Consider the following 22,133-nt stretch of genomic DNA (forward strand, 5'->3'; position numbering starts at 1 on the left):
CCGTGATCTTCGACCTGCAACATCTGCTGGCGAGCCTGTCCGGCGTGATCGTCGGCTTCGTTCTCGGACTGGTCGGCGGCGGAGGCTCGATTCTTGCCGTGCCGCTGATGGTCTACATCGTTGGCGTCGCCAGCCCGCACCTTGCCATCGGCACGAGCGCGCTGGCCGTGGCGGCGAACGCGCTGTCAGGCCTCGCCAGCCACGCCCGCGCGCGCAACGTCAACTGGCGCTGCGGCGGCATGTTCGCGGCGGCAGGCGTACTCGGCGCGCTTGGCGGATCGTCCATCGGCAAGGCCGTGGACGGGCAGAGCCTGCTCGCGCTGTTCGCACTGCTGATGCTGGTCGTCGCCTTCTTCATGTGGCGCGGGCGCGGCGCGGAGGGGATCGAAGGCGTGGTCTGCAACCGCGACAACCTGCCCCGCGTGCTGACATTCGGTGCTGGCACAGGGCTGCTTTCGGGCTTCTTCGGCATCGGTGGCGGCTTCCTGATCGTGCCCGCACTGATCGCGAGCACATCGATGCCCATCGGCCGCGCCATCGGCACTTCGCTGGTGGCGGTGAGCGCATTCGGGCTGGCGACCTCGATGAACTATGCAGCCGCGGGCATGCTCGACTGGCCGCTTGCCTTGGCCTTTATCGCGGGCGGCATGATCGGCACGGTGCTGGGCACCAAGGCTTCGGGCAGGCTGGCCGCGAGCAAGGGCACGCTCAACACGCTGTTTGCCGGGCTGATCGTCGTCGTGGCGCTCTACATGCTGGCAAGGAGCGTACCTGCGCTGATCGGCTAGAGCGTTTTCGCACCAGATGGAATCATCCGGTGGCCAGGAAAACGCGGTGAAACAGGAAGCTAGAGCGATCATTCCGATGCAATCGGAATGAATTCCGCTCTAGGTCCCCGCACCGGGCGCAGGCGTCTCGACCAGCTCGGCGATTTCGAAGGCAAAGCTCTTCCAACCGCGCATTTTCGCCGCTTCCTGCGCCGGCGCCCGCTTTTTGCGAGCCTCGGCCAGCGATCTGGCGTGGCCCCAGAACACCTCGGTCTTGCCGTTCTCAAGCTCGGCGACGATCCGCCAGTAGTGCGTGAAACTGTCGGTCGTCGGCCCGATGGTCTTCACGTAACCATCGGGCATCGTCGCAGTCAGATAACGGCGCTTGCGCTTGCTCATCGCCGCTTCTGTGCCGCGATGCTCCTCGGCAAGCAATCCACCAAAGCAAACCGGCGGGACGTTTCCGCTTGCGCGCAAGGCCTGGAGAAACTAGGGGCCGTCACCAGTCGGGGAGTAGCGCAGCCTGGTAGCGCATCTGGTTTGGGACCAGAGGGTCGTAGGTTCGAATCCTATCTCCCCGACCATTTTCTTGAAGTGACGGTTTTCTCACGATTCTGCTCAGAAAGCTGAGTAAGAATCTACAGTTCGTGGAGCGCAAACGTCTCCATGGCTCAAGCGACGGGCGAGGCGTTCCGCGCATGGCATCTCACCCTGTGTAGGGTTGGCACCGTGGTTGCCGCCACAGTTTCGCCATGACGCGCACAGTTCGGGAATGAAGCGCTTAGGGTCTGCGCCGCCTTCGACTATGCCCCTCCCCCCCTGCCGCCGCTCGTCAGGAAGGATACATCGGGTCCTGCTCAGGCAGCGACGGCGAGAGTGGGCAGGCGGGCGAGTGAGCGGGAAATGTTGTTGAGCGCGCGCACACCATTGCCTTGGCACTCAAACCGCGTGATGCGCTTGGCCAGCGCTCCAAAAACCGCGGTCAATTCCATGCGGGCAAGGTTCTGCCCTGCACAGCCGTGGGGGCCGTGGCCGAAGCCGAGGTTCTGCTTCTCGCGCCGGTCGATCCGGAAGGAGTCTGGCGCTTCGAACTGGCGCTCGTCGCGGTTGGCGCTGGCATAGCACACCACGACGCGGGTGCCCGCAGGGATCACGCTGCCATCGGAAAGCTCGGCGTCCTGGGTGGTGACGCGAGCGAAGCTCTGGAGCGGCGTTTCCATGCGCACGATCTCGTTGGCCGCGTGCATGGCAAGGCGCGGATCGGTGCGCAGCCTGTCCCATTCGGCCGGGTTGTCGGCAAAGAGCTGGATGCCTGCGGCCATGGCGCTGATGGTCGTTTCGAACGCGGCGACGACGTAGCCCGCCAGCATGCCAATTGCGGTCTCACGGCTGATCTCGCCACGGCGGGAAGAGGCGATCAGCTTCGCGGCAAAGCCGCCTGGCAGCACGCGCTCCTTGTCATAAAGGTTGCTCAGCAGTCCCATCATCTCCTGAAGACCGCTGAGACCCTGTTCCATACGGGCATTGGCCGGACCCGCCGCGTTCCATGATCCCGATGCCAGATCGAGCAATGCAGGGCGCACGTCGTGCGGCCAGCCGATCAGGTCCATGACCACGCCGACCGGCAAGTCGAGCGCAAAGTCGGAGACCGCGTCAAACGTGCCCATCGTCGCAATGCGGTCCGCCAGAGCGGAAGCGCGCTGCTCGATAGTGTCCGCCACGGGTTTCAATGCCGCAGGGCCGAGCGCCTCCATCATCAGCTTGCGCCTTGCGGTATGAACCGGCGGGTCCTGACAGATCAGCGCCTCGTCCCATGCGGCATTGATCACGGGATTGAAGCCGATCCCCTGCGCCGAGGAAAACACCTGCCAGTCGTTGAGCGCGCGGCGCACGTCGGCATAGCGACCGATGAAGCAGACGTTCGTCGGCTCCAGCCAGACGGCCGAACCGAGATCGCGCAAGGCACGGTATGTCGGCCAAGGGTCTTCAAGGACGGCGTCCGAGAAGATGTCGACCGTGCTGGCTGGCAGCATCATGTCAAGCGATCCCCTGCTTGCCGGGCGAAAGGATGTGGTTGGGGTCGAGCGCCTGCTTGAGCCGGGCGTTGAGCGCGCGGTTGGCTTCGCCGTATTGCTTCGCCACCAGGTCCATGGTGTTGACGCCGGTGCGATAGCTGGCCCAGCCACGCTCGCCAAAGCGGGTGACCATCTCGCGGATGCAGTCGTCGGCTTTCTTCTCCTCGACCGGATCTTCCTTGTCATACTGAATGAAGATCAGGTGGTGCAGTTCGCGCCCGCCGATGGCGTAGGCGACCGAGTAGTCGAAGCCATATTTGCCGAGGATTTCCTTGGCAAGTTCGGTCTGCTGTTGTGTCTCGATACCCTTGGCTGGAGCGACCGGCGCAAAGCAGCACATGCCCCCGCCGCGCCAGCGCATGATGCCTTTCTCCTCGAGCGTAAGCTGGCCGGACATCAGGTTCTTGTGGTGTTCGAACCACAGGTTGCCGCCCATTTCCTTCTCGGTCAGCACCTCGCCGCCTGATGCCTCGAAGGCACGGCGCACGATCGGCTCGATCGCGGCGATGATCTCGTCGGTGCCATAAAGCGCGAAGTAGGTGTTCCACATGCCGAGGCCGTGCTTCTTCGCAAAATCGCGCACCACGTCATCGGGAATGCTTTCCGGCTTGTCCCACAGCTCCTCGCGGCGGTGGAACATGGCGATCTGGTAAGCCGCGCCCATCATCAGCACGACGTTGGGAATGAGGTTGTTCATGCGGAACGGGCGCATGGCATCGACGATCTTGGCGACGTCGCCCATCTCGTTGTGGCGCACCATGAACGGCTTGAAAGCGGGCGGCTTGGGCATGAGCCAGAAACCCAGCTTGGTCACGACGCCAAAGTTCGATTGGGTGAAGATGCCGTCGATGTAGGGCCCGTAGCCCCACTTGAACGCCTGCCAGGTCGTCGAATTCTTGACGCTGCCCATGCCGGTGCGCACCACCGTGCCATCGGCCAGCACCACTTCCATGCCGCACTGCATGAAGAAGTGATCGCCATAGGGGGTGTAGCCAACGCCACGTTCAAGCGTGTTGCCCAGCGGCGAGACGATCGGGCCGACCGTGGGCACGTCGAGCCAGAACGGCAGGTTGTGCTCGTCCAGATAGTCGCGCAGGTCCTGGTAGGTGACGCCCGGTTCCACAAGCGCCGTGCCGAGTTCGGCATCGATCTCGATGATGCGGTTCATGCGCTTCATGTCGAGGATCATCTGGCCGCTGCTGGCAGGCGTGGCGCAGCCATAGCCCATGTTCTTGCCGGTTGAGACGGTCCACAGCGGGAGCTTGTATCTGTTGGCGACCTTCAGGATCGCCTGCACCTCCTCGACCGAGGCCGGGGCGACCGCGCCAGACGGCACGTGCTCGTGACGGGGATCTGGCGTGAAGCTCTTGGCATATGGCAAGGTGGTTTCGGGATCGGCGAAGACCCATTCCGCTCCGACGACCGCGCGCAGTTCCTTGACGGCTGCGGCAAAGGCGCCCTTGTCGAGATGAGCCGGCAATTGGCGCGGGCCATCAAGCGGCGAGGCGAAAGCGCTCGATCCCAGCATGGCGGCACCCACGGCGCCGGTCCGGATCACATCGCGGCGGCTGATACCGGTCATTCGCCCTTCTCCTTCGGGTCGGCCTTCGAGGCATTGAGCCATTTTGCGAGCGCCTTGAGTTCCGCATCGCTGATTTCGGTCGGTCGGAAGGCGACCATGCCGCGCGGGCCGGTGCGGACGTATTGCTCGATCACCTCGACCGGCAGGCCACGCCCGCGGATGATCGGAGCCACGTGCTGGCCATGGCAGTAGCCACAGGTCTTGGCGTAGACAGTCTCGGGCGGGCGCGGCGCAGCCGCAGCACCGGCTATCCCGGAGCAAGCCACAGTCGCGATAGATATGGACGCAACAATGGGACCGGCAAATCGCCGGTTACGTGCCAAGACAGGCATTCTGCGCTTCTCCCAACCATCGGCTTCTGCGACCGAGGACATCGAATCTAAATCCGACAACATGTCAGATTTAAGTTGGGATATGTTCGATCTTGCAGATCGTCAAGTTTATCCTTGGAGAGGTGCCGGGACCAGCGCGGGCAACGGCTTTTCGGTGATTTCCCGTGCATCTGCCGGAGCTACACCGAGGCCCACGAGGATCGTGGCGACGACCTGTTCGGGGTAATTGCCGTCCCGTTCCTCTCGCAGCATCGTCGAGATCGCGGCGATGGTCGTCCCCAGGATCGCATCTCTGCCAAGGGCGCTGTCCGCGATCGTCAGGTAACCGGCGGCGATCGCCTCCATCACCGTAAGTTCTGCCTGGCGGAAGGTTTCCGCGCCGAAGATGATGCCATTCGCGCTGAGATTGATCATTGACCGCCCCCAGCCGGGAACCTCGCGCACGCGGTGCAGATAGAAGCGGATTGCTGCCGAGATGCGTTCGCGCGGGTCGGGCAGGAGCGAAACGGTGCGGGTGACTGCGGTCAGGAAATCGTGGGTGACCTCGTAGGTCACGGCTTCACGAAGCTCGCTCATGCCGGAGAAATGGTCGTAGAACGTCGCGCGGGTGATGCCGGCGCGCTGCGAGACGTCCTCGATCCGCGCGTAAAGGCCATCTTCCTCGCCAAACAATTCGAACGCTGCGGCGATGACCTTGGCGCGTGTCTTCGCTCGCCGCTGCCGGCCCAGTTCAAGCCTGCGCGCCTTGTCAGATCTTGCGTCTGCCACCTTCAACCTCGCACCGTTTGCATGGGCTCATAAACCAATCTGACAAATTGCCAAATCTGGCACCGACTTCGTGCAGGCAAGAATTTGTTGGCAGAATGGCGCAAGTTGCCTGGAAACCGACTTGCCAGCTGATCTCCCCCCCCCGCTGGTCCCGCGGTCATGACAAGAGTCTTCTGCATCGGATGGAGGGAGGCAGCGGGGGGCAGGTCAAGGGCAATCACCGACCTGATTCGGCGGCGCGTTTTGATTGCATTCGATTTATGCTGGAGAATACGGCAGTAACGATGTGATCATAAGGTTGTAGCAGCGAAATCGTTGGGCGTGCTGCTGGCATGATCTTGCTGAATTAAGCGTCGCCTGATTGGCGCCTCACGCCCCACGCAGCACGGCTGTGTTGTCCTCGATCATCTGGCGCACCGATCGCGCCTTGCGCCCGGTCAGCCTCTCGACGTCATCGGTGCAAAGCTCGAGGAACCCTTCGCGGATCGCGCGGCCGAAGCTGACCATGTCGTCGCTGTTCCAGGGAATGCCGGCGACTTCCAGATCATCGACCGGGCGGCGCGGGATGCCCATTGCGTCGAACATCGCGTACTGGCCTTCATCATCCAGCGAGACGTATTCGACCACCCGCCCCGTGACTTCGGCCATGATCGCCGCGACCTCGCGGAAGGTCTGCAGTTCCGGCCCGGTGATGTTGTAGATCTGGCCCTCATGACCCTCGCCCGTCAGCACCGCCACGGCGCTTTCGATGCAGTCGTCGCGCCAGACCATGGCTTCGCGGCCTTCCCCGGCGTTGGAGAACCACTTGCCGCTCTGCATCACGCCCGGTCCTGCCATCAGGATCATCGCGTCGGCATAGTGCGCATCGCGCAGCATGGTCCAGCCGCAGCCAGAGGCCCGGATCAGGCGTTCGGTCTCGATATGATCGTGCCGCACTTCGGCGGGATTGGCGGGATCATCGATGCCGATGAAGCTGGTGTAGACCACATGCCCGACGCCCGCTGCAGCCGCCGCATCGATCGCCGCCTTGTGCTGCACCACCCGCGCGCCGACGCGAGTGCCCGAGATCAGGAGCATCCGCTCCGCCCCCTGCACTGCCTGCTCCAGCGTTTCGGGCTTGTCGAAATCGCCATAGCGCACGATGCACCCTTGCGCGGCGCGGTCGGCCAGTTTCTCCGGTTTGCGCGTGATCAGGATCAGATCGCTGGCCCGCCCTTCCGCAATCAGCCGATCGGTGACGCCACGGCCATAATTGCCCGAAGCTCCGGTAATGACGATCCGGCTCATGCGAGCATGTCCAGCTGCGCCTGCGGCACCCACCACCCGTGTACCTGCGGACGCAGCCGCGTGGGGATGTGCACCTTGGCCACTGGCCCGGCCCCGATGTTCCCGGCATCGACAACCCATGCTTCGTGGATGAACTGGTTGTCGCCAGTCTGCTGGTCCATGATGAACACCAGCCAGCCGTCCTTCGCAGGGTCCGCAGCAGGCACGTGCACCGGCTCGTTGAACCCGGCCATTGGCGGCAGGGCGAGCGCGTTGGTCACCTGCGGCATCGGCGTGTCCATCCCGTCCAATCGCAGCAAGATGTTGAAGCTGACGCCGACCGGCCCCGCAAACAACGGCGGCCCCTTCAGCTCGGGATTCATAGAGAGCATGAAGCCGGTCTTGTACCGCCGCCCCTGCAGCTTCGCCGGAATCACCGGAAAATCCCCCGGAGGCCCGATGATGGTTTCGACCACCTCGCCGCCGTCAGCCTTCGGATCGACCGTCCAACGCGTCAGCGCGCCCTTCATGTCCTGCGGGCCCATCTGGATGCCCGAAGGCTCACGGATGAAGGCGAAAGCATTGGTGTTGTTCAGGCACGCATCGAAGTGGAGCATGCCGTCTGCATCCTCCCACGCGTTCATCATGTGGTACGAATGGCAGCCCTTCGGCCCCTTGAACCACTTGATTTCAGACACATCGCCATATCGCGGCATCACGCCCAGCCAGCTGTCCAGCTCCGGCTCATGATGCCAGTGCTCCCCGCCCGCCTTCAGCCGGTCGAGGTCCGCCGTTGTCGGGTAGATCGGGAACAGCGCGTAGTTCTCGCTGATCGTGAAATCATGCATCATCGCGCAGTAGGGCGCATCGAACCACTGCTCGGACTTGAGCGTGCCATCCGGTGCGACCACGCAATAGGCCACCTTGGTCGATGCCTGACCGTCCGCCTCGTAGCCATAGAAGAACAGCTCGCCCGTATCGGCATCGATCCGCACGTGCGCGGTCATCGTTTCAGATTTCAGCGCGCCGCCGAAATCGTAGGAACCGAGCGTTTCGAGCGACTTCGGATCGACGCGATAGGGCCGCCCGTCCTCCTTGGCCATCAGCAGGCGCCCGGCGTGCCACACCGGCGTGGTGTTCGCCACCGTGCGATCCACGCCCTGCACCGAGGCATCGTCGGTGAACGGATTGCGATACTTGCCGAACAGCGCCTTGCCCGCCGCCTTCTCCGCCTTGTAGCGCGCGGTTTCCACGAACTTCATGATGAAATCCGCAGTTCCGTCACCGTTGAACGAGAGGCGGCTGACCATGCCATCACCCGAAAGGGTGTGGTCATTGTCGAACATCGGCGGGAAGGCGGGATCAGGTACGGCGCGATAGAAGCTGCCGCGCACCTCGGCGGGCAGGTCGCCCTCCACCTTCAGCCCGCGCAGGTCCACTTCCTGCCCCACCGGCTCGTTCGCACCGGTAAAGTAGATCGTCTGCGGATACGCACCCATGGCCACACCTCACCCTATCATTTGTTACGGTATGTGTAGCGCAATGCGCGCCGCGTTCAAGCCCACCAATAGGCCGTCGCGCGCATTTCGATGCTGACACGCGGGGGCGCGTCGGCGGGACAATTTGGCAGATCGAACGCCACGTGCGGCACGTGATGCGCACGGGCAGGATCGCTGTCGTTGGTCTTGAACAGCACCGCCTCGTCGATGGTCATCTGCGAGAACCAGTGCCAGCGGTGCGCTGGATTGTGCGCTACGACCAGCCCTTCGAACGACCACTCCGGCTGCCCCGGCGCATCGAACACGGCATCGGCGGCGATCAGGTCCACGCGCGCAAGACTGCGCGCATCGCAGAACGCCAGCGGCACGTCCTGCGGCGGCGGCGAAATCGCGCGCCAGACATTGTAATGCGCGCACCTGAGGTAGGACCGCCCGCCCGCGCCCCGCTCGGCAAAGGCGCGCGCCGTCGCATCGGAAATGTCGATGTGCGCAAAGCGCGCCGGCATCGAATTGTCGAGGCTCCCCGCCTTGCCGCTCCTCTCGGAAAAGCGCAGCAGCCCAGGCGCGCCGACGTGGACGAAGTCCGCCCCGGTCTGCGCCTGCACCAGTTCCTCGATCTCGCGCATGTGGATGCGCGCTACCTGCTCGCGATCGGCAAAGTCGGTAACGGCGCTGCGGTGCGCCACGATCTCGAAACCCTCGCGGTCGATGGAAGTGCCCAGCCCCCGCGCATCGGTCATCGCCATTGGCACCGGCACGATGTCCACTTCATCGCGCTCGTGCGCATTGGCGTAGTAGCGCGGCCGCGCGAACTTGCGCCCGGAATAGGCGATGCGTGCTTCCATCATGCTCTCCTTGGCCGGCCTGCTTTTGGTGCGGGTTCGGCTTTAACGATTTCAGTTCACGTCACCCCGGGCCTGACCCGGGGTCCCGCTTCACTTTCCAAACCTCGCAGAAGAAAGCGGGACCCCGGATCAAGTCCGGGGTGACGAGGATGGAGGGCAGTGTGATCGCTCCCCAACGAAAAAGGCCCGCCGTTTCGGGCGGGCCTTTCCAAGATCAACCGGCTGCCAGCTGCTGTTCCAGCTCGCCCAGTACGCGGTAGCAGTCGAACACCTTCTGCACCGAGCTGTTCGGCTCACGCCCCTCGCGGATCGCGGCGATGAACTCGCGGTCCTGCAATTCGATGCCGTTCATGCTGACGTCCACCTTGGAAACGTCGATCGGCTCTTCCTTGCCGTTCACCAGATCGTCGTAGCGCGCGATGTAGGTCGCGGTATCGCCGATGTAGCGGAAGAAGGTGCCGAGCGGCCCGTCGTTGTTGAACGACAGCGACAGCGTGCAGATCGCGCCGCTCTCGCTCTTGAGCTGGATCGACATGTCCATCGCAATGCCGAGCTCGGGATGGATCGGGCCTTCGACGGCGTTGGCCTTGACGATCTTGCCAGCCTGATAGGCAAACAGGTCCACCGTGTGCGCGGCGTGGTGCCACAGCAGGTGGTCGGTCCACGAACGCGGCTCACCCTTGGCATTGATGTTGCGGCGACGGAAGAAGTAGGTCTGCACGTCCATCTGCTGGACGTTGAATTCGCCAGCCTTGATCCGGTTGTGCACGAACTGGTGGCTGGGGTTGAAGCGGCGGGTGTGGCCGACCATGCAGACCTTGCCGGTCTCTTCCTGAACGCGCAGCACTTCCTGCGAATCCGCCCAGCTGTCGGCCAGCGGGATTTCCACCTGCACGTGCTTGCCCGCCTTCATGCAGGCGATGGCCTGCGCAGCGTGCATCTGCGTCGGCGTGCACAGGATCACCGCGTCCACGTCGTCGCGGGCCAGTGCATCTTCCAGCTCGGTCGAGGAGTGCTTGGCGCCATACTTGGCGGCCACGGCAGCAGCCTGTTCGCCGGTACGGCTGATGATCGAGGTGATTTCGACGCCGTCGATATTCTTCAGGCCGTCGAGGTGCTTTTCGCCGAACGCACCGGCGCCTGCCAGGGCTATGCGCATGTCTTGTCCCTTTCTTGAAAAAGGACCGGGTAGCCGGTGAGGGCTACCCGGCAAGGGTGGATGAGGTGAACGTCAGTCCGCCGGTTCGAGCACGATGTGCCCGATCGCGGTGTTGCTGCACGGAATGTGGTAGTGGCGGTTGAGCGTCTTCACGCTCTTGCCCAGCGCGCCGCGCATGATCAGCCACATGACCATCTCGATGCCTTCGCTGCCGGTCTCGCGCAGATATTCGATGTGCGGGATGTGGCGGACGTCGTCGTTGTCCGATGCCAGCATGTCGAGGAACTTGTTGTCCCACTCCCGGTTGAGCAAACCGGCGCGAGGGCCCTGAAGCTGGTGGCTCATGCCGCCCGTGCCCCAGATCTGCACGTTGAGATCCTCGGGGAAGCTTTCGACCGCCCGAGCGATGGCCTCGCCGAGCGCCCAGCAGCGGTTGCCCGACGGCACCGGGTAGGTGACGACATTGACCGCCAGCGGCACGACCTTTACCGGCCACTTCTCCGGCTGGCCGAACATCATCGAAAGCGGCACGGTCAACCCGTGGTCCACGTCCATCTCGTTGATGATGGTCATGTCGAAGTCTTCGAGGATCAGGCTCTGCGCGATGTGCCAGGCAAGATCGGCGTGGCCTTCGACGTCGGGAACCGGGCGCGGACCCCAGCCTTCGTCAGCCGACTTGTAGTGCTCGCCGCAACCGATCGCGAAAGTCGGGATGATGTTCGCGTCGAACGCCGAGGCGTGGTCATTGTAGACCAGGATCACCACATCGGGCTTGCTTTCCTTTTCCCATTCGCGGGTCCACTCGTAACCCTTGAAGATCGGGCCGAAGTAGTCATCCTGCCACTTGCCCTGGTCGACAGCGACACCGAGCAGCGGAACGTGGCTGGAGCCAACGCCAGCGGTAATTTTGGCCATCTCAATAGCCTCCCTTGATCGAGCGATTGCCTTCCGGCTTGCGGCCGCCATCCAGCATCATCTGGCGATATTCCGGCCAGGTCATGTCGGTCATCGTGCTGACCGCCTCGGCGAACGGCAGTCCGTCAGACGAGAACAGTTTCGACAGGAAGTAGACGTTCCCGCCAAGGTCGAGCAGCGCGTTGTAATCACGCTTGAGCAGCGCCTGCTTGGCTTCCTCGCTGATCTTCCACTCGTCGAGATAGGCGCGCTCGTCAGCCTTGAACCGTTCGCGGTTCTCCGGCTTCATCAGGCTCATGGCGAACTGGTTGATCCAGTAGCCCTTCCGGGCGCGCTTGGCGGTGAACACGCGGGTGCCGGGGATATCCTCGAACTCGGCGAGGTATTCGTGGATGTTCTGGGTCGGCTTGGCTGCTTCAGTCACAGGCCCCTCTCCTTCAGCTTGGCGTCGAGGCGCGGGAACACGCGGCGCGCGTTGCCCTCGAAGATCGCATGGCGTTCAGCGTCACTGATGTCGAGCGCATCGACATAGCGCTTGGTGTCGTCGAAATAGAACCCGGTGGTGGGGTCGATGCCGCGCACCGCGCCGACCATTTCCGAGCCGAACAGGATGTTCTTGTTCTCGATTACGTCGGCCAGCAGGTCGATCCCCGGCTGGTGGTAGACGCAGGTATCGAAGAACACGTTGTTCATCAGGTGCGTGTCTAGCCCCGGCTTCTTCAGCATGTCGGCCAGCCCGCGATAGCGTCCCCAGTGGTACGGCACCGCACCGCCGCCATGCGGAATGATGAAGCGCAGCGTGGGAAACTTGGCAAACAGGTCGCCTTCCAGCAGCTGCATGAACGCGATGGTGTCAGCCGCAATGTAGTAGCCGCCCGTCGCATGCATCGCCGGGTTGCACGATCCCGAGACGTGGATCATCGCCGGAACGTCCAGCTCGCACATCTTCTCGTAGAACGGGAACCAGTATTCGTCCGTCAGCGGGGGATGCTTGAAGTGCCCGCCGCCCGGATCGGGATTGAGGTTGCAGCCGATGAAGCCCAGCTCGTTCACGCACCGCTCCAGCTCTGCAATCGAGCTGGTCATGTCCGCTTCCGGCGACTGCGGCAGCATGCACACGCCCGCGAAAGTCTCGGGGTAAAGCCCCACCACGCGCGCGATCAGGTCATTGCACACCTGCGCCCACTTCACCGCAACCGACTGGTCGCCCACATGCGGGGCCATCGCCGAGGCGCGAGGGCTGAAGATCGTCATGTCCGCACCGCGCTCTTTCAGCAGGCGGAGCTGGTTGCTCTCGATCGTCTCGCGGATCTCGTCGTCCGAGATCTCGGGATAGGGCGGGCACTCGGTCCCGGCCTTGAACGCGGCCTTCTGCTTCTCGCGCCACTCGTCGTGCGCCTTGGGCAGCACGGTGTAGTGGCCGTGGCAGTCGATGATCATGGTCATGCGACTTCGGTCCTCTCTAGGGTAAATGCGATTGTCTTGCCCGCCTGCTCGCGCTGGCGCTTCACCGTGCCGCTGGTCATCACCGGCTCTACGCCCAGCGATTCCAGCGTTTTGCAGCTTTCTTCCATCTCGGCGGCGCGGCGGAGCCCATGGGTCGTCATGCGCTCGACATTGTACTCGGCACGCTCGAACCAGCTTTGCGTCTTCTCGCTGGCATCCAGTGACGACAGCACTTCGTCGACCACGCCCGCTTTCGTCGCCGCAAGCATCATCTCGGCGGTCAGCGCCTCGACGCCCTTGACCATGATCGAACGGATCATCTTGATCGCACTGGCCCGGCCAATCTCGTCACCGACAACGCGCGTCTTGGCAAAGCCCATCGCCTGCAGCCGCGCCTCGGCCTCTGCTGCATGGGCACCCGAAATCAGCAGCGGCACGTTCATCCGAGCCGGGTTCACCGGGGCCAGCACCGCCACGTCGACATAGCGCCCGCCCGCTGCCTCGATCGTCTTGGCCGCCGCGCGCTTGGTATCGGGCGCGACGGAATTCATGTCACACCAGATCGCGCCTGCTTTCAGCAGACCGGCATAGTCCACGGCCGCAGGCAGCGCCGAATCCGCCGTCACCAGCGACAGCACAATGTCGGCATCGCCCAAGGCATCTTCGGCCGTGCCGCAGATCACCACGCCGGCCTGCTCCATCACCGCCCGGCGCGCAGGGTTGATGTCGAACGCCAGCGCCGCAGACTCCCAGCCTGCCGCCTTGGCAAAAGTGGACCCGGCCTCACCGAAGCCGATCAGGGCAATAACGCTCTCCATGGCCAGCGGTCCTGCGTTGGTGTGCGCAAAGGAACAAATGCAAACATCGCCACGGGTATAAGTTTATGCAAACCCTTCTGCGGCAACCTCGCGCAGCAGTGCGACGAACGCGGCCTGCGGAGCCGTCGGCCGCCAGCCCTCGCGCGTGGTGATGCCGATGGTCCGCGCGACCGGCACCGGCGGCGGCAGCGTCGCCAGCACCCCTGCATCGAGTTCTACCGCCAGTTGCGCCGGGGAAAGCAGCGTCAGCGCGTCCGATCCCAGCAGCAATTGCCGCACCGTCAGCACCGATCCGCACTCGATCCCCACGCGCGGCGGCTCGGCCCCGGCGCCGCGCATCATGCCTTCCCAATAGTGGCGCAAGGGCGTGTCACTTGCGGGCAGGATCCATGGAAAGCCCGCCAGCGCCACCCCATCCACCGCGCCAGCCAACAAGGGGTGCCCGGCACGCATGACCAGCGCGGGCCGGTCCTCGAACACCGCCTCCTGCGCCAGGTCGTCGAGCGAGGACGCATCACGCAGCGCCCCCAGCATCAGGTCCACTTCACCATCGCGCAGTGGCCCCGAAAGCTCGGCATGGCTCCCTTCGACCACCGCCACGTCCACCCCCGGATGCGCGGCGGCAAAGCGCAGGATCGTCTCGGGCAACCACCGCGCCCGGCTCAGCGGCATCGCGCCGACAACCACGCGCCCCGCCGCCTTGCCCTGCCACGCCGCCACTTCGGCAAGGCCTGACCGCAGCTCCGCCATGGCCAGACCGAACCCGCGCGCGCGCCGCTCGCCCGCAGGGGTCAGCATTACCGAGCGCCCGCGCCGGTCCACCAGCCGCTGCCCCAGCGCCACCGAAAGGTCCGCTACCGCCCGGTGCAGCGACGCCGAAGACAGACCCGTAGCTTCCGCCGCCACCGCATATGACCCGGCCCGCGCCAGCGCCAGAAACGCCCGCAATTGCGTCCCCGTCACGCGCGGAGAACCGACATGCGCAATCGCTGCCTCGGCACGCGGCGCCAGCAGCAACGCCGGTTCGGTCGGCGTCATCCCCGCTGGCCCGCGTTCGAACAGCGCACAGCCGAGGTCCGCCTCCAGCCGCGCAATAGCCTGCGTCAGCGCAGGCTGCGTCAGGTTCACCGCCCGCGCCGCCCGCGTCACGCTGCCATGGCGGACCGTTGCCGCGAAAGCCGCAATGTGCCGGACATTGATCGCGTGGAGCTGCATGGTCCATCGCTTAGCATTTCCTTATGGCCGGTGCCAAACATTGCATTGGTTCCTCGCGCGCCGCAGTCGCATGGAACCCGCGAACAGTTTTCCATGGGAGCCGGAAATGTCGGGAATCGTCGTCCAGAACATCGAACGTGCCGATCCAGCCGTGATCGATGGCCTTGCCGCCTGCGGCGTCGCCACCGTCCACGAAGCGCAAGGCCGTACCGGCCTGCTCGCCTCCTACATGCGCCCGATCTATCGCGGCGCCCGCATCGCCGGCAGCGCCGTCACGATCAGCGCCCCTCCGGGTGACAACTGGATGGTCCACGTTGCCATCGAACAGCTCCAGGCCGGAGACATCCTCCTGCTTGCTCCGACCAGCCCTTGCGAAGACGGCTACTTCGGCGACCTCCTCGCCACCAGCGCCCAGGCGCGCGGCTGCCGTGGCCTCGTGATCGACGCTGGCGTTCGCGACGTGCGCGACTTGACGGAAATGAACTTCCCCGTCTGGTCCAAGGCGATCTACGCGCAAGGCACGGTCAAGAACACGCTGGGCTCGGTCAACGTCCCCGTCGTCTGCGCCAATGCGCTGGTGAACCCCGGTGACGTGATCGTCGCCGACGACGATGGCGTCTGCGTCGTCCCGCGCGAAAAGGCCGCCGAAGTCCTCAAGGCCGCGCAGGCTCGCGAAGCCAACGAAGGCGAAAAGCGCGAAAAGCTCGCCGCCGGCGTCCTCGGCCTCGACATGTACAAGATGCGTGAGCGCCTCGAGAAGGAAGGGCTGAAGTATGTCTGAGGGCATCCCCGAGGGCATACAATGCATGTGGATGCGCGGCGGCACGTCCAAGGGTGGCTATTTCCTCAAGGACGATCTGCCAGCAGACACCGCGCAGCGCGATGCCTTCCTGCTGGCCATGATGGGCAGCCCCGATCCCGTGCAGATCGACGGAATGGGCGGCGCCGATCCGTTGACGAGCAAGGTCGCGGTCGTCTCGAAATCCACCCGCGAAGGCATTGATGTCGATTACCTGTTCCTCCAGGTCTTCGTCGATCAGGCCATCGTCACCGACGCGCAGAACTGCGGCAACATCCTCGCCGGCGTCGGCCCCTTCGCCATCGAGCGCGGCCTTGTCGCCGCCAGTGCGCAAGAAACCCGCGTCGCCATCTACATGGAGAATACGGGACAGGTCGCTGTCGCCACGGTCAGCACGCCCGATGGCAAGGTCACCTACAAGGGCGATGCGAAGATCGACGGTGTCCCCGGCAGCCACGCTCCCGTGCCGCTCGAGTTCCGCGATACCGCCGGGTCATCCTGCGGCGCACTCTTGCCCACCGGCAACGCGGTCGATGTGGTCAATGGCGTCGCCGTCACCCTGATCGACAACGGCATGCCCTGCGTGGTGATGAAGGCCGAGGACCTTGGCATCACCGGTTACGAGGACCGCGACTGGCTCGACAACGCCACCGACCTCAAGGCGAAGATCGAAGCCATCCGCCTCGCCGTCGGCGAACGCATGAACCTTGGCGACGTCAAGGAAAAGTCGGTGCCGAAGATGATGCTCGTCGCCCCGCCCAGGAACGGCGGCGCGGTCACCGTGCGCAGCTTCATTCCCCATCGCGCCCACGCCACCATCGGCGTACTCGGCGCGGTCAGCGTCGCCACCGCCTGCCTGATCCCGGGCTCCCCCGCCGCCGAAGTCGCCTCGATCCCCGAAGGCAGCCGCAAGCTGCTCTCGGTCGAGCACCCCACCGGCGAAATGAGCTGCGTTCTGGAAGTGGACGATGCCGGCGAAGTCCGCACCGCCGCCCTGCTGCGCACCGCGCGCAAGCTGATGGATGGGGTGGTGTTTGGTTAAGTAGCCCTCTCTCCTTCAGGGGAGAGGGTTGGGAGAGGGGCAGGCGCTAGATCCCCTCTCAACTTCGGCTAGTCAGCAAGCTGACAAGCCTGCGTATCTCTCCCCTCAAGGGGAGAGAGCATGAAGGGAAGATCGCATGACCGACCAGAACCGCATCATCAGCTGGCACGCCAATCCCAGCAAGCCGCGCTACACCCCGCCGCCGGGCGCCGTGGATGCGCACTGCCACGTCTTCGGCCCGATGGCGCAGTTCCCGTTCAGCGCCAAGGCCAAATACCTGCCGCAGGACGCCGGGCCGGACATGCTCTTCGCCCTGCGCGACCACCTCGGCTTTGAACGCAACGTCATCGTCCAGGCCAGCTGCCACGGCACCGACAACGCCGCCACATTGGATGCCATCGCCAAGAGCAACGGCAAGGCCCGCGGCGTCGCCGTGGTCGATCCCGCGATCTCCGAAGCCGATCTCCACGCCCTGCACGATGGCGGCATCCGCGGCATCCGCTTCAACTTCCTCAAGCGCCTGGTTGACGACGCACCCAAGGACAAGTTCCTCGAAGTCGCCCAGCGCCTGCCCAAGGGCTGGCACGTCGTGATCTATTTCGAGGCCGACATCCTCGAGGAACTGCGCCCGTTCATGGACGCCATCCCCGTCCCCCTCGTCATCGACCACATGGGCCGTCCGGATGTGCGCCAAGGCCCCGACGGTGCCGACATGAAGGCCTTCCGCAATTTCCTGAACAGCCGCGAGGACATCTGGTTCAAGGCCACCTGCCCCGACCGGCTCGATGCCATCAAGGAAGGCGGCGCGGGCGATCCGTGGAATGCCTTTGCCGATGCGGTCGCGCCGCTCGTCGCCGATTATCAGGACCGCGTGCTGTGGGGCACCGATTGGCCGCACCCCAACATGGACACCGAGATCCCTGACGATGGCCATCTCGTCGACATGATCCCGCGCATCGCGCCGACTGACGAACTTCAGCGCAAGCTGCTGATCGACAATCCGATGAAGCTCTACTGGGCCGACTGAGGTCCGGAGCTTCGCCAATTGCGCTTGCAGCATGGTGCGATAATCTGCGCACCATGCTGCGTCGCCTTCTCCCCTTCCTCGCCCTGATCCCCGCCACGGCAAGCGCCGAAACGCTCTACGTCCGCGCCGGGCGACTGGTCGATCCGGAAGCGGGGCGGGTGCTCACCGCACAGGTGCTCAAGGTCGAGGACGGGCGCGTTGTCGCTGTTCAGCCCGATGCCCCCCTGCCCGCAGGCGCAAACGTCGTGGACTGGTCTGCCTTCACCGTCCTGCCCGGCCTGATCGACTGCCACGTGCACCTCGCCGATGTCGAACAGTCCAGCAACATTGCCGAACCCTTGTTGCACTCGGCCATGGAGATCGGCTTCATCGGCGCGCGCAACGCCAAGAAGACCCTGCTCGCAGGCTTCACCTCGGTCCACGATGTCGGCTCGTTCCGCGCCTACGCCGATGTCGAACTGCGCAACGCGATCAACCGCGGCGATGTGCCCGGCCCTCGCATCAGCGCGGTAGGCGCCTACGTCACCATTCCCGGCGGCGGCGGCGAAGTGACTGGCTTTGCGCCCGATGTCACCGTGCCTGCCGACATGCGCGCAGGCGTCGTCACCGATGCGGCGGACGTTACCCGCAAGGTCAACGCGCTGTTCCAGAACGGTGCGGATTCGATCAAGCTGATCGCCACCGGCGCAGTCCTGGCGCAAGGAACCGAACCCGGCCAGATCGAACTGTCGGGCGAGATGATGAAAGCAGCGGTCGACGTTGCCCGCCAGCGCGGTTCATGGGTTACCGCGCATGCCCATGGCGCCGCCGGCATCAAGCTTGCCATCCAGTCGGGCGTCAAGGCCATCGAACATGCCAGCCTTATCGATGATGAAGGCATTGCCCTTGCCAGGGCACGCGGCGTCTGGCTCGACATGGATATCTACAACGGAGATTTCATCGCCGAGGTCGGCAAACGCGATGGCTGGCCTGCCGACATGCTGCGCAAGAACGACGAGACCACGCAAGCCCAGCGCGCGGGCTTCCGCAAGGCGGTCAAGGCCGGTGTCAGGTTGAGCTACGGCACCGACGCAGGGGTCTATCCGCACGGCGCCAATGCGCGGCAGTTCAAGTACATGGTCCGCTACGGGATGACGCCGATGCAGGCGATCCAGTCGGCCACCACCGTCGCCGCCGAGCTGCTGGGGTGGAGCAAGGATGTCGGCGCACTCTCGCCCGGTCATTGGGCCGACATGGTCGCGGTCAGCGGCGATCCCCTGGCCGATATCTCCGTCCTCGAAAACGTGCGCCACGTCATGAAGGGTGGCGAACTGGTCAGATAGCCAAAAATCGGGGCAGCCTTCGGATTGAGGCCGCCCCGATCTGTGCCGGCAGGGAGGACCGGCAACAACCGACAGGCTCAGAAGGGGGGAAGCCTGCCAGAAAGGCAATCATCGCTCGTTCAGAGCAGCTTCCACGTCACCGGCACGATGACGGCCGTCGCGCCACCCGGCGGCGGCGGCACAGAACCGGCGCGCGTCGGCATGGCCAGCGCTTCCTTGTCGAGCGTGCTCGAGCCCGAGGGCGCGACAAGCTCGGTGCGCTCGATGTTGCCGCCAGCGCCGACGAAGACCTTGACCTTGGCGGTGCCTTCCTCGCCGCGCATCTGGGCCGTGCGCGGATAGGTCTGCTTCGAGGCGATGATGCGCGTCACCTGCTTCTGCCACTCGGCAGACTGGGCAAAGGCTGGCACAGCGGTTGCGGCAAAGGCAAGCGAGGCAATGCCAAGGGCGATCCTGTCGATAATCTTCATGATGCGGTTTCCTTCGATCTTGTTGAATGACGGTGCAGTTTTCAGAATTCGGACCAGTCGTCCTCGTCTACCTTCAGCGCGGTATTGCCGAGGACCGGAGCAGAGCGCGGTGGCGGAGGTGGGGCGGGCTCTGCGGTCGCAGCAGCCACCGGTAGCGGCCTCGGCGCGGGCTTTGGCGTTGCAGGCGGCGAAGCTTGCGGCCTGGCCGAGGATAGCCCCGACGACCGGGCGTGGCCGCTCGTGCCAAGGCGGAAGCGGCCTACCTGCTCCACCAGCGCAATGGTCTCGTTCGAAAGATTGCGCGTTCCTGCCGAGCTTTCCTCGACCATCGCGGCGTTGCGCTGGGTGAAGCTGTCCATCGAACCGACCATTGCCGAAATGTCGGCGATGCCCGCTGCCTGCTGTCCGGCAGCCTCGGCGATCTGATCGACCAGCTCCGAAACTGCACTCACTTCGTTGACGATCTGGCGCAAGGCATCACCGCTGGATTCAACCAGGGCAACCCCGCCGCTGACTTCCTCGGTGCTCTTGCCGATCAGGTCGCGGATAGACTTCGCGGCATCGGCCGAGCGCTGCGCCAAGGCACGCACTTCGGTGGCGACCACCGCAAAGCCCTTGCCGGCATCACCGGCGCGCGCGGCCTCGACCCCGGCATTGAGCGCAAGCAGGTTGGTCTGGAAGGCAATGCCGTCGATGACGCCCACGATCTCGGCCATCTCGCGTGAACTGGCTTCAATGCTGCGCATGGCGGCCACGGCGCGATTGGCGGTATCGCCCACACCGTCGGCGGTGCTGCGGGCCACCGACAGGCGGGTGCTCGTCTGCTTCACGTTCTCGGCCGTTGTCCTGACCGATGAGCTGAACTCGTTGATCGTGCGCGATGTTTCGGCGAGCGACGTGGCCTGCTGCTCGGTGCGCAGCGCCAGGTCCGAAGCCGCGCTCGAAATCTCGTCCGTACCCAGCTTGATCGTGTGGCAACCCTCGACGATCTTGCCCAGCACCCGTTCAAGCGCAGTCACCGCAGCATTGTAGTCGACATGCAGCTTGGCCAGCGCGCCCGATCCGTTCTCCTTGACGCGGTGAGTAAGGTTGCCTTCCGCCAGCGCGGTCAGACCTTCGCCGATTTCATCGATGGTCAACTGCACTTCGCGGGCGCGCTGCGTCTCGGCCTCGGCGCGGGCATGGTCGGATGCAAAGACATCGCGGAAGCGATCAAGGGAGCGGGCCAGCTGGCCAAGTTCGTCCGATCGGCCAAGGCCCGGGACGGCCACGGCATGGTCGCCATCGATCAGGCGCGATACGGCGTCGGACATCGACACCACCGGTTTGGCAATGTTGCGAATGAGATAGAACAGCAGGACAACCGCACTGAGCAGAGCAAGGCCAACCGCGGCGAAGGTGAACTTGCGCGCCGAGGCATAGATCTTCTCGGCATTGGCGGCGACCGCAGCGCCATCCTTCTTGTTGGCCTCGATCACGGCGAGGATCGTGTCTTCCAGGGCATAGAAGGTGTCGATGCCTTCGGCATCGTGCATGGCCTGGGCGCCCTGGGTGTTCCCGCCCATCGCCATCGCCTGCATGCTTTCGTCCTGGGCAACGAAAGTCGTCCAGGCCTGCTTCAGCGCGGCAGTGCCGGTCTTCTGGTCCGGCGTGATCGCAAGCTTTTCGAACTCGGCAATTTCCGCATCGATCGCGCTGCGCGCATTCTTGAGCAGCTTCTGGCCGCGCGCCACCGCCTCAGGCGTCGCCGCGCTGAACATCTCGCCCTGCCTAAGGCGATACTGCGAGGTAAAGGCGTGAATGTCGCCCAGCTTTTCCGCGCTGGGTATCCACACGTCGCGCTGTTCGGCGGCGATGGCGTTGACCTCGCCGATCTTGGAAATCGCGAACAGGCCCATGCCTGCCATCGCCGCAAGCAGCACTGCAAAGGCAGCGATGAATTTTTTGGTTATGTTGAAGCTGAACATCCATGTTCCCCGACAGGCCTTCCGGCATGTCACCCGCTTACGCCGCGAGGGGGGAACTTTCGGTAAGGAGGCAGACCCGTAGAGTCGCGCAGTGGCGCGGAAAGGTTTTCCACAGGCGGATTGCCAAAGAGCAGCCGTTCAGGCGGCTATCGGCCAGTCATCGCGCAGTTCGCATGGTTAACGGCTCAGACGGGTCAAGCACCAAGAAGATGCAGCGCCACGCGCCTGCGATGGCCCGCCCTGCGATGCTCGCACAGATACAAACCCTGCCAGGTGCCCAGCGCCAGCTGTCCGCCAACCAGCGGGATCGACAGCGATACGCCGGTAAGGATCGACTTCAGGTGCGCCGGCATGTCGTCCGGACCTTCATCATCGTGGGCATAACCATCGTTTTCAGGCGCAAGACGGGAAAGCCAGCGGACGATATCGCCCCGCACTTCATGCGCCGCGTTTTCCTGAATGGTCAGGGAAGCCGAGGTATGGCGGCAGAACACGGTCAGCAAGCCGGTGGTCATGCCCTGATCGCCAGTCCAGCGCACCACGTCGCGAGTGATCTCGTGCAGGCCTTGGCCCGGGGTGGCAATGACGATCTCGGTGGCAGACTGGCCCATGCGGCCTTTATGGCAGCAATTCCCCTGCGCCCAAGCGCGAAACCGTCCTTTCTATCGGAATTCCACGCTCACCTCACGCGAAACACCACCGTCGCCCCGGGCTTGACCCGGGGCCCCGCTTTCCTTCCTGCACGGTCTCGTAACAAGGAAGCGGGATCCCGGGTCAAGCCCGGGATGACGGAAGGATGGGACGGCGAGCACTTGACAA

The 22,133-nt window shown here is 64.3% G+C and carries 22 protein-coding genes and 1 tRNA gene; 6 read left to right on the top strand and 17 right to left on the bottom strand.

The features are described 5' to 3' along the window. Positions 1-2 precede the first annotated feature (2 nt). Positions 3-788 (top strand): sulfite exporter TauE/SafE family protein, encoded by a 786-nt coding sequence (locus HGI46_RS02085; RefSeq protein ID WP_168902891.1) that lies wholly within the window; start codon positions 3-5, stop codon positions 786-788. A gap of 99 nt (positions 789-887) precedes the next feature. Here HGI46_RS02085 and HGI46_RS02090 read toward each other — a convergent pair whose 3' ends face one another. Next, positions 888-1,166, bottom strand: coding sequence for a hypothetical protein (locus tag HGI46_RS02090; protein WP_118074525.1), 279 nt, complete (start codon positions 1,164-1,166; stop codon positions 888-890). Between the two features lie 108 nt (positions 1,167-1,274). Here HGI46_RS02090 and HGI46_RS02095 point away from each other — a divergent pair. Further along, positions 1,275-1,351 (top strand) — tRNA-Pro (locus tag HGI46_RS02095). 273 nt (positions 1,352-1,624) lie between these two features. Here HGI46_RS02095 and HGI46_RS02100 read toward each other — a convergent pair. The 13 genes from HGI46_RS02100 to HGI46_RS02160 form a co-directional block, all read right to left on the bottom strand. Continuing rightward, positions 1,625-2,803 (bottom strand): cytochrome P450, encoded by a 1,179-nt coding sequence (locus HGI46_RS02100; RefSeq protein ID WP_168902892.1) that lies wholly within the window; start codon positions 2,801-2,803, stop codon positions 1,625-1,627. A gap of 1 nt (position 2,804) precedes the next feature. Further along, positions 2,805-4,424, bottom strand: a complete 1,620-nt coding sequence (locus HGI46_RS02105; protein ID WP_168902893.1) for an FAD-binding oxidoreductase — start codon at positions 4,422-4,424, stop codon at positions 2,805-2,807. After that, a complete protein-coding gene (locus HGI46_RS02110) occupies positions 4,421-4,690 on the bottom strand; it encodes a cytochrome c (protein ID WP_346766659.1) in 270 nt (89 codons plus the stop codon). Before HGI46_RS02110 ends, HGI46_RS02105 begins: the two co-directional genes overlap by 4 nt. A gap of 174 nt (positions 4,691-4,864) precedes the next feature. After that, on the bottom strand, positions 4,865-5,524 hold the full coding sequence (locus tag HGI46_RS02115; RefSeq protein WP_168902895.1) for a TetR/AcrR family transcriptional regulator: 660 nt from the start codon (positions 5,522-5,524) through the stop codon (positions 4,865-4,867). Positions 5,525-5,893: 369 nt separating this feature from the next. Further along, positions 5,894-6,811: an SDR family oxidoreductase gene (locus HGI46_RS02120; protein ID WP_168902896.1), complete on the bottom strand. Its 918-nt coding sequence runs from the start codon at positions 6,809-6,811 to the stop codon at positions 5,894-5,896. Further along, positions 6,808-8,289: a carotenoid oxygenase family protein gene (locus tag HGI46_RS02125; RefSeq protein WP_168902897.1), complete on the bottom strand. Its 1,482-nt coding sequence runs from the start codon at positions 8,287-8,289 to the stop codon at positions 6,808-6,810. The genes HGI46_RS02120 and HGI46_RS02125 overlap by 4 nt, the downstream gene beginning before the upstream one ends. A 56-nt stretch (positions 8,290-8,345) precedes the next feature. Beyond that, positions 8,346-9,134 (bottom strand): CmcJ/NvfI family oxidoreductase, encoded by a 789-nt coding sequence (locus tag HGI46_RS02130; RefSeq protein ID WP_168902898.1) that lies wholly within the window; start codon positions 9,132-9,134, stop codon positions 8,346-8,348. A 214-nt stretch (positions 9,135-9,348) separates the two neighbouring features. Next, positions 9,349-10,293 carry a Gfo/Idh/MocA family oxidoreductase gene (locus HGI46_RS02135; RefSeq protein WP_168902899.1) on the bottom strand — a complete coding sequence of 315 codons (945 nt, stop codon included), beginning with the start codon at positions 10,291-10,293 and terminating at the stop codon, positions 9,349-9,351. A gap of 72 nt (positions 10,294-10,365) precedes the next feature. Then, complete coding sequence (locus HGI46_RS02140) at positions 10,366-11,208, bottom strand: class III extradiol dioxygenase subunit beta (RefSeq protein WP_168902900.1); 843 nt, start codon at positions 11,206-11,208, stop codon at positions 10,366-10,368. Position 11,209: 1 nt separating this feature from the next. After that, the gene (gene ligA / locus HGI46_RS02145; RefSeq protein WP_168902901.1) at positions 11,210-11,632 is read right to left on the bottom strand and encodes a protocatechuate 4,5-dioxygenase subunit alpha; all 423 of its coding nucleotides are present in this window, start codon (positions 11,630-11,632) and stop codon (positions 11,210-11,212) included. Continuing rightward, entirely contained in the window at positions 11,629-12,654 is a 1,026-nt protein-coding gene (locus HGI46_RS02150) for an amidohydrolase family protein (protein ID WP_168902902.1), read from the bottom strand. The genes ligA and HGI46_RS02150 overlap by 4 nt, the downstream gene beginning before the upstream one ends. Then, a complete protein-coding gene (locus HGI46_RS02155; RefSeq protein ID WP_168902903.1) occupies positions 12,651-13,472 on the bottom strand; it encodes an NAD(P)-dependent oxidoreductase in 822 nt (273 codons plus the stop codon). The genes HGI46_RS02150 and HGI46_RS02155 overlap by 4 nt, the downstream gene beginning before the upstream one ends. A 63-nt stretch (positions 13,473-13,535) precedes the next feature. Further along, positions 13,536-14,687 (bottom strand): LysR family transcriptional regulator, encoded by a 1,152-nt coding sequence (locus tag HGI46_RS02160; protein ID WP_168902904.1) that lies wholly within the window; start codon positions 14,685-14,687, stop codon positions 13,536-13,538. Between the two features lie 106 nt (positions 14,688-14,793). Here HGI46_RS02160 and ligK point away from each other — a divergent pair, with 106 nt between their 5' ends. The 4 genes from ligK (at position 14,794) to HGI46_RS02180 (ending at position 18,877) form a co-directional block, all read left to right on the top strand. Then, a complete protein-coding gene (gene ligK / locus HGI46_RS02165) occupies positions 14,794-15,468 on the top strand; it encodes a 4-carboxy-4-hydroxy-2-oxoadipate aldolase/oxaloacetate decarboxylase (protein ID WP_039336089.1) in 675 nt (224 codons plus the stop codon). Next, positions 15,461-16,528, top strand: a complete 1,068-nt coding sequence (locus tag HGI46_RS02170; protein WP_168902905.1) for a 4-oxalomesaconate tautomerase — start codon at positions 15,461-15,463, stop codon at positions 16,526-16,528. Before ligK ends, HGI46_RS02170 begins: the two co-directional genes overlap by 8 nt. Positions 16,529-16,664: 136 nt before the next feature. Continuing rightward, entirely contained in the window at positions 16,665-17,555 is an 891-nt protein-coding gene (locus HGI46_RS02175; RefSeq protein WP_168902906.1) for an amidohydrolase family protein, read from the top strand. A 53-nt stretch (positions 17,556-17,608) separates the two neighbouring features. Further along, positions 17,609-18,877, top strand: a complete 1,269-nt coding sequence (locus tag HGI46_RS02180) for an amidohydrolase family protein (protein ID WP_168902907.1) — start codon at positions 17,609-17,611, stop codon at positions 18,875-18,877. Between the two features lie 119 nt (positions 18,878-18,996). Here the strand turns inward: HGI46_RS02180 and HGI46_RS02185 are convergent, their stop codons facing one another. The 3 genes from HGI46_RS02185 to HGI46_RS02195 form a co-directional block, all read right to left on the bottom strand. Next, the gene (locus tag HGI46_RS02185) at positions 18,997-19,347 is read right to left on the bottom strand and encodes a TonB family protein (protein WP_118072345.1); all 351 of its coding nucleotides are present in this window, start codon (positions 19,345-19,347) and stop codon (positions 18,997-18,999) included. Between the two features lie 41 nt (positions 19,348-19,388). Beyond that, entirely contained in the window at positions 19,389-21,314 is a 1,926-nt protein-coding gene (locus HGI46_RS02190; RefSeq protein WP_168902908.1) for a methyl-accepting chemotaxis protein, read from the bottom strand. A 194-nt stretch (positions 21,315-21,508) separates the two neighbouring features. Then, positions 21,509-21,925 (bottom strand): secondary thiamine-phosphate synthase enzyme YjbQ, encoded by a 417-nt coding sequence (locus HGI46_RS02195; protein WP_168902909.1) that lies wholly within the window; start codon positions 21,923-21,925, stop codon positions 21,509-21,511. Between the last annotated feature and the right edge of the window lie 208 nt (positions 21,926-22,133).

Origin of the sequence: Novosphingobium sp. ERW19 (genome assembly GCF_012641315.1) — a bacterium.
Lineage (GTDB): Bacteria > Pseudomonadota > Alphaproteobacteria > Sphingomonadales > Sphingomonadaceae > Novosphingobium.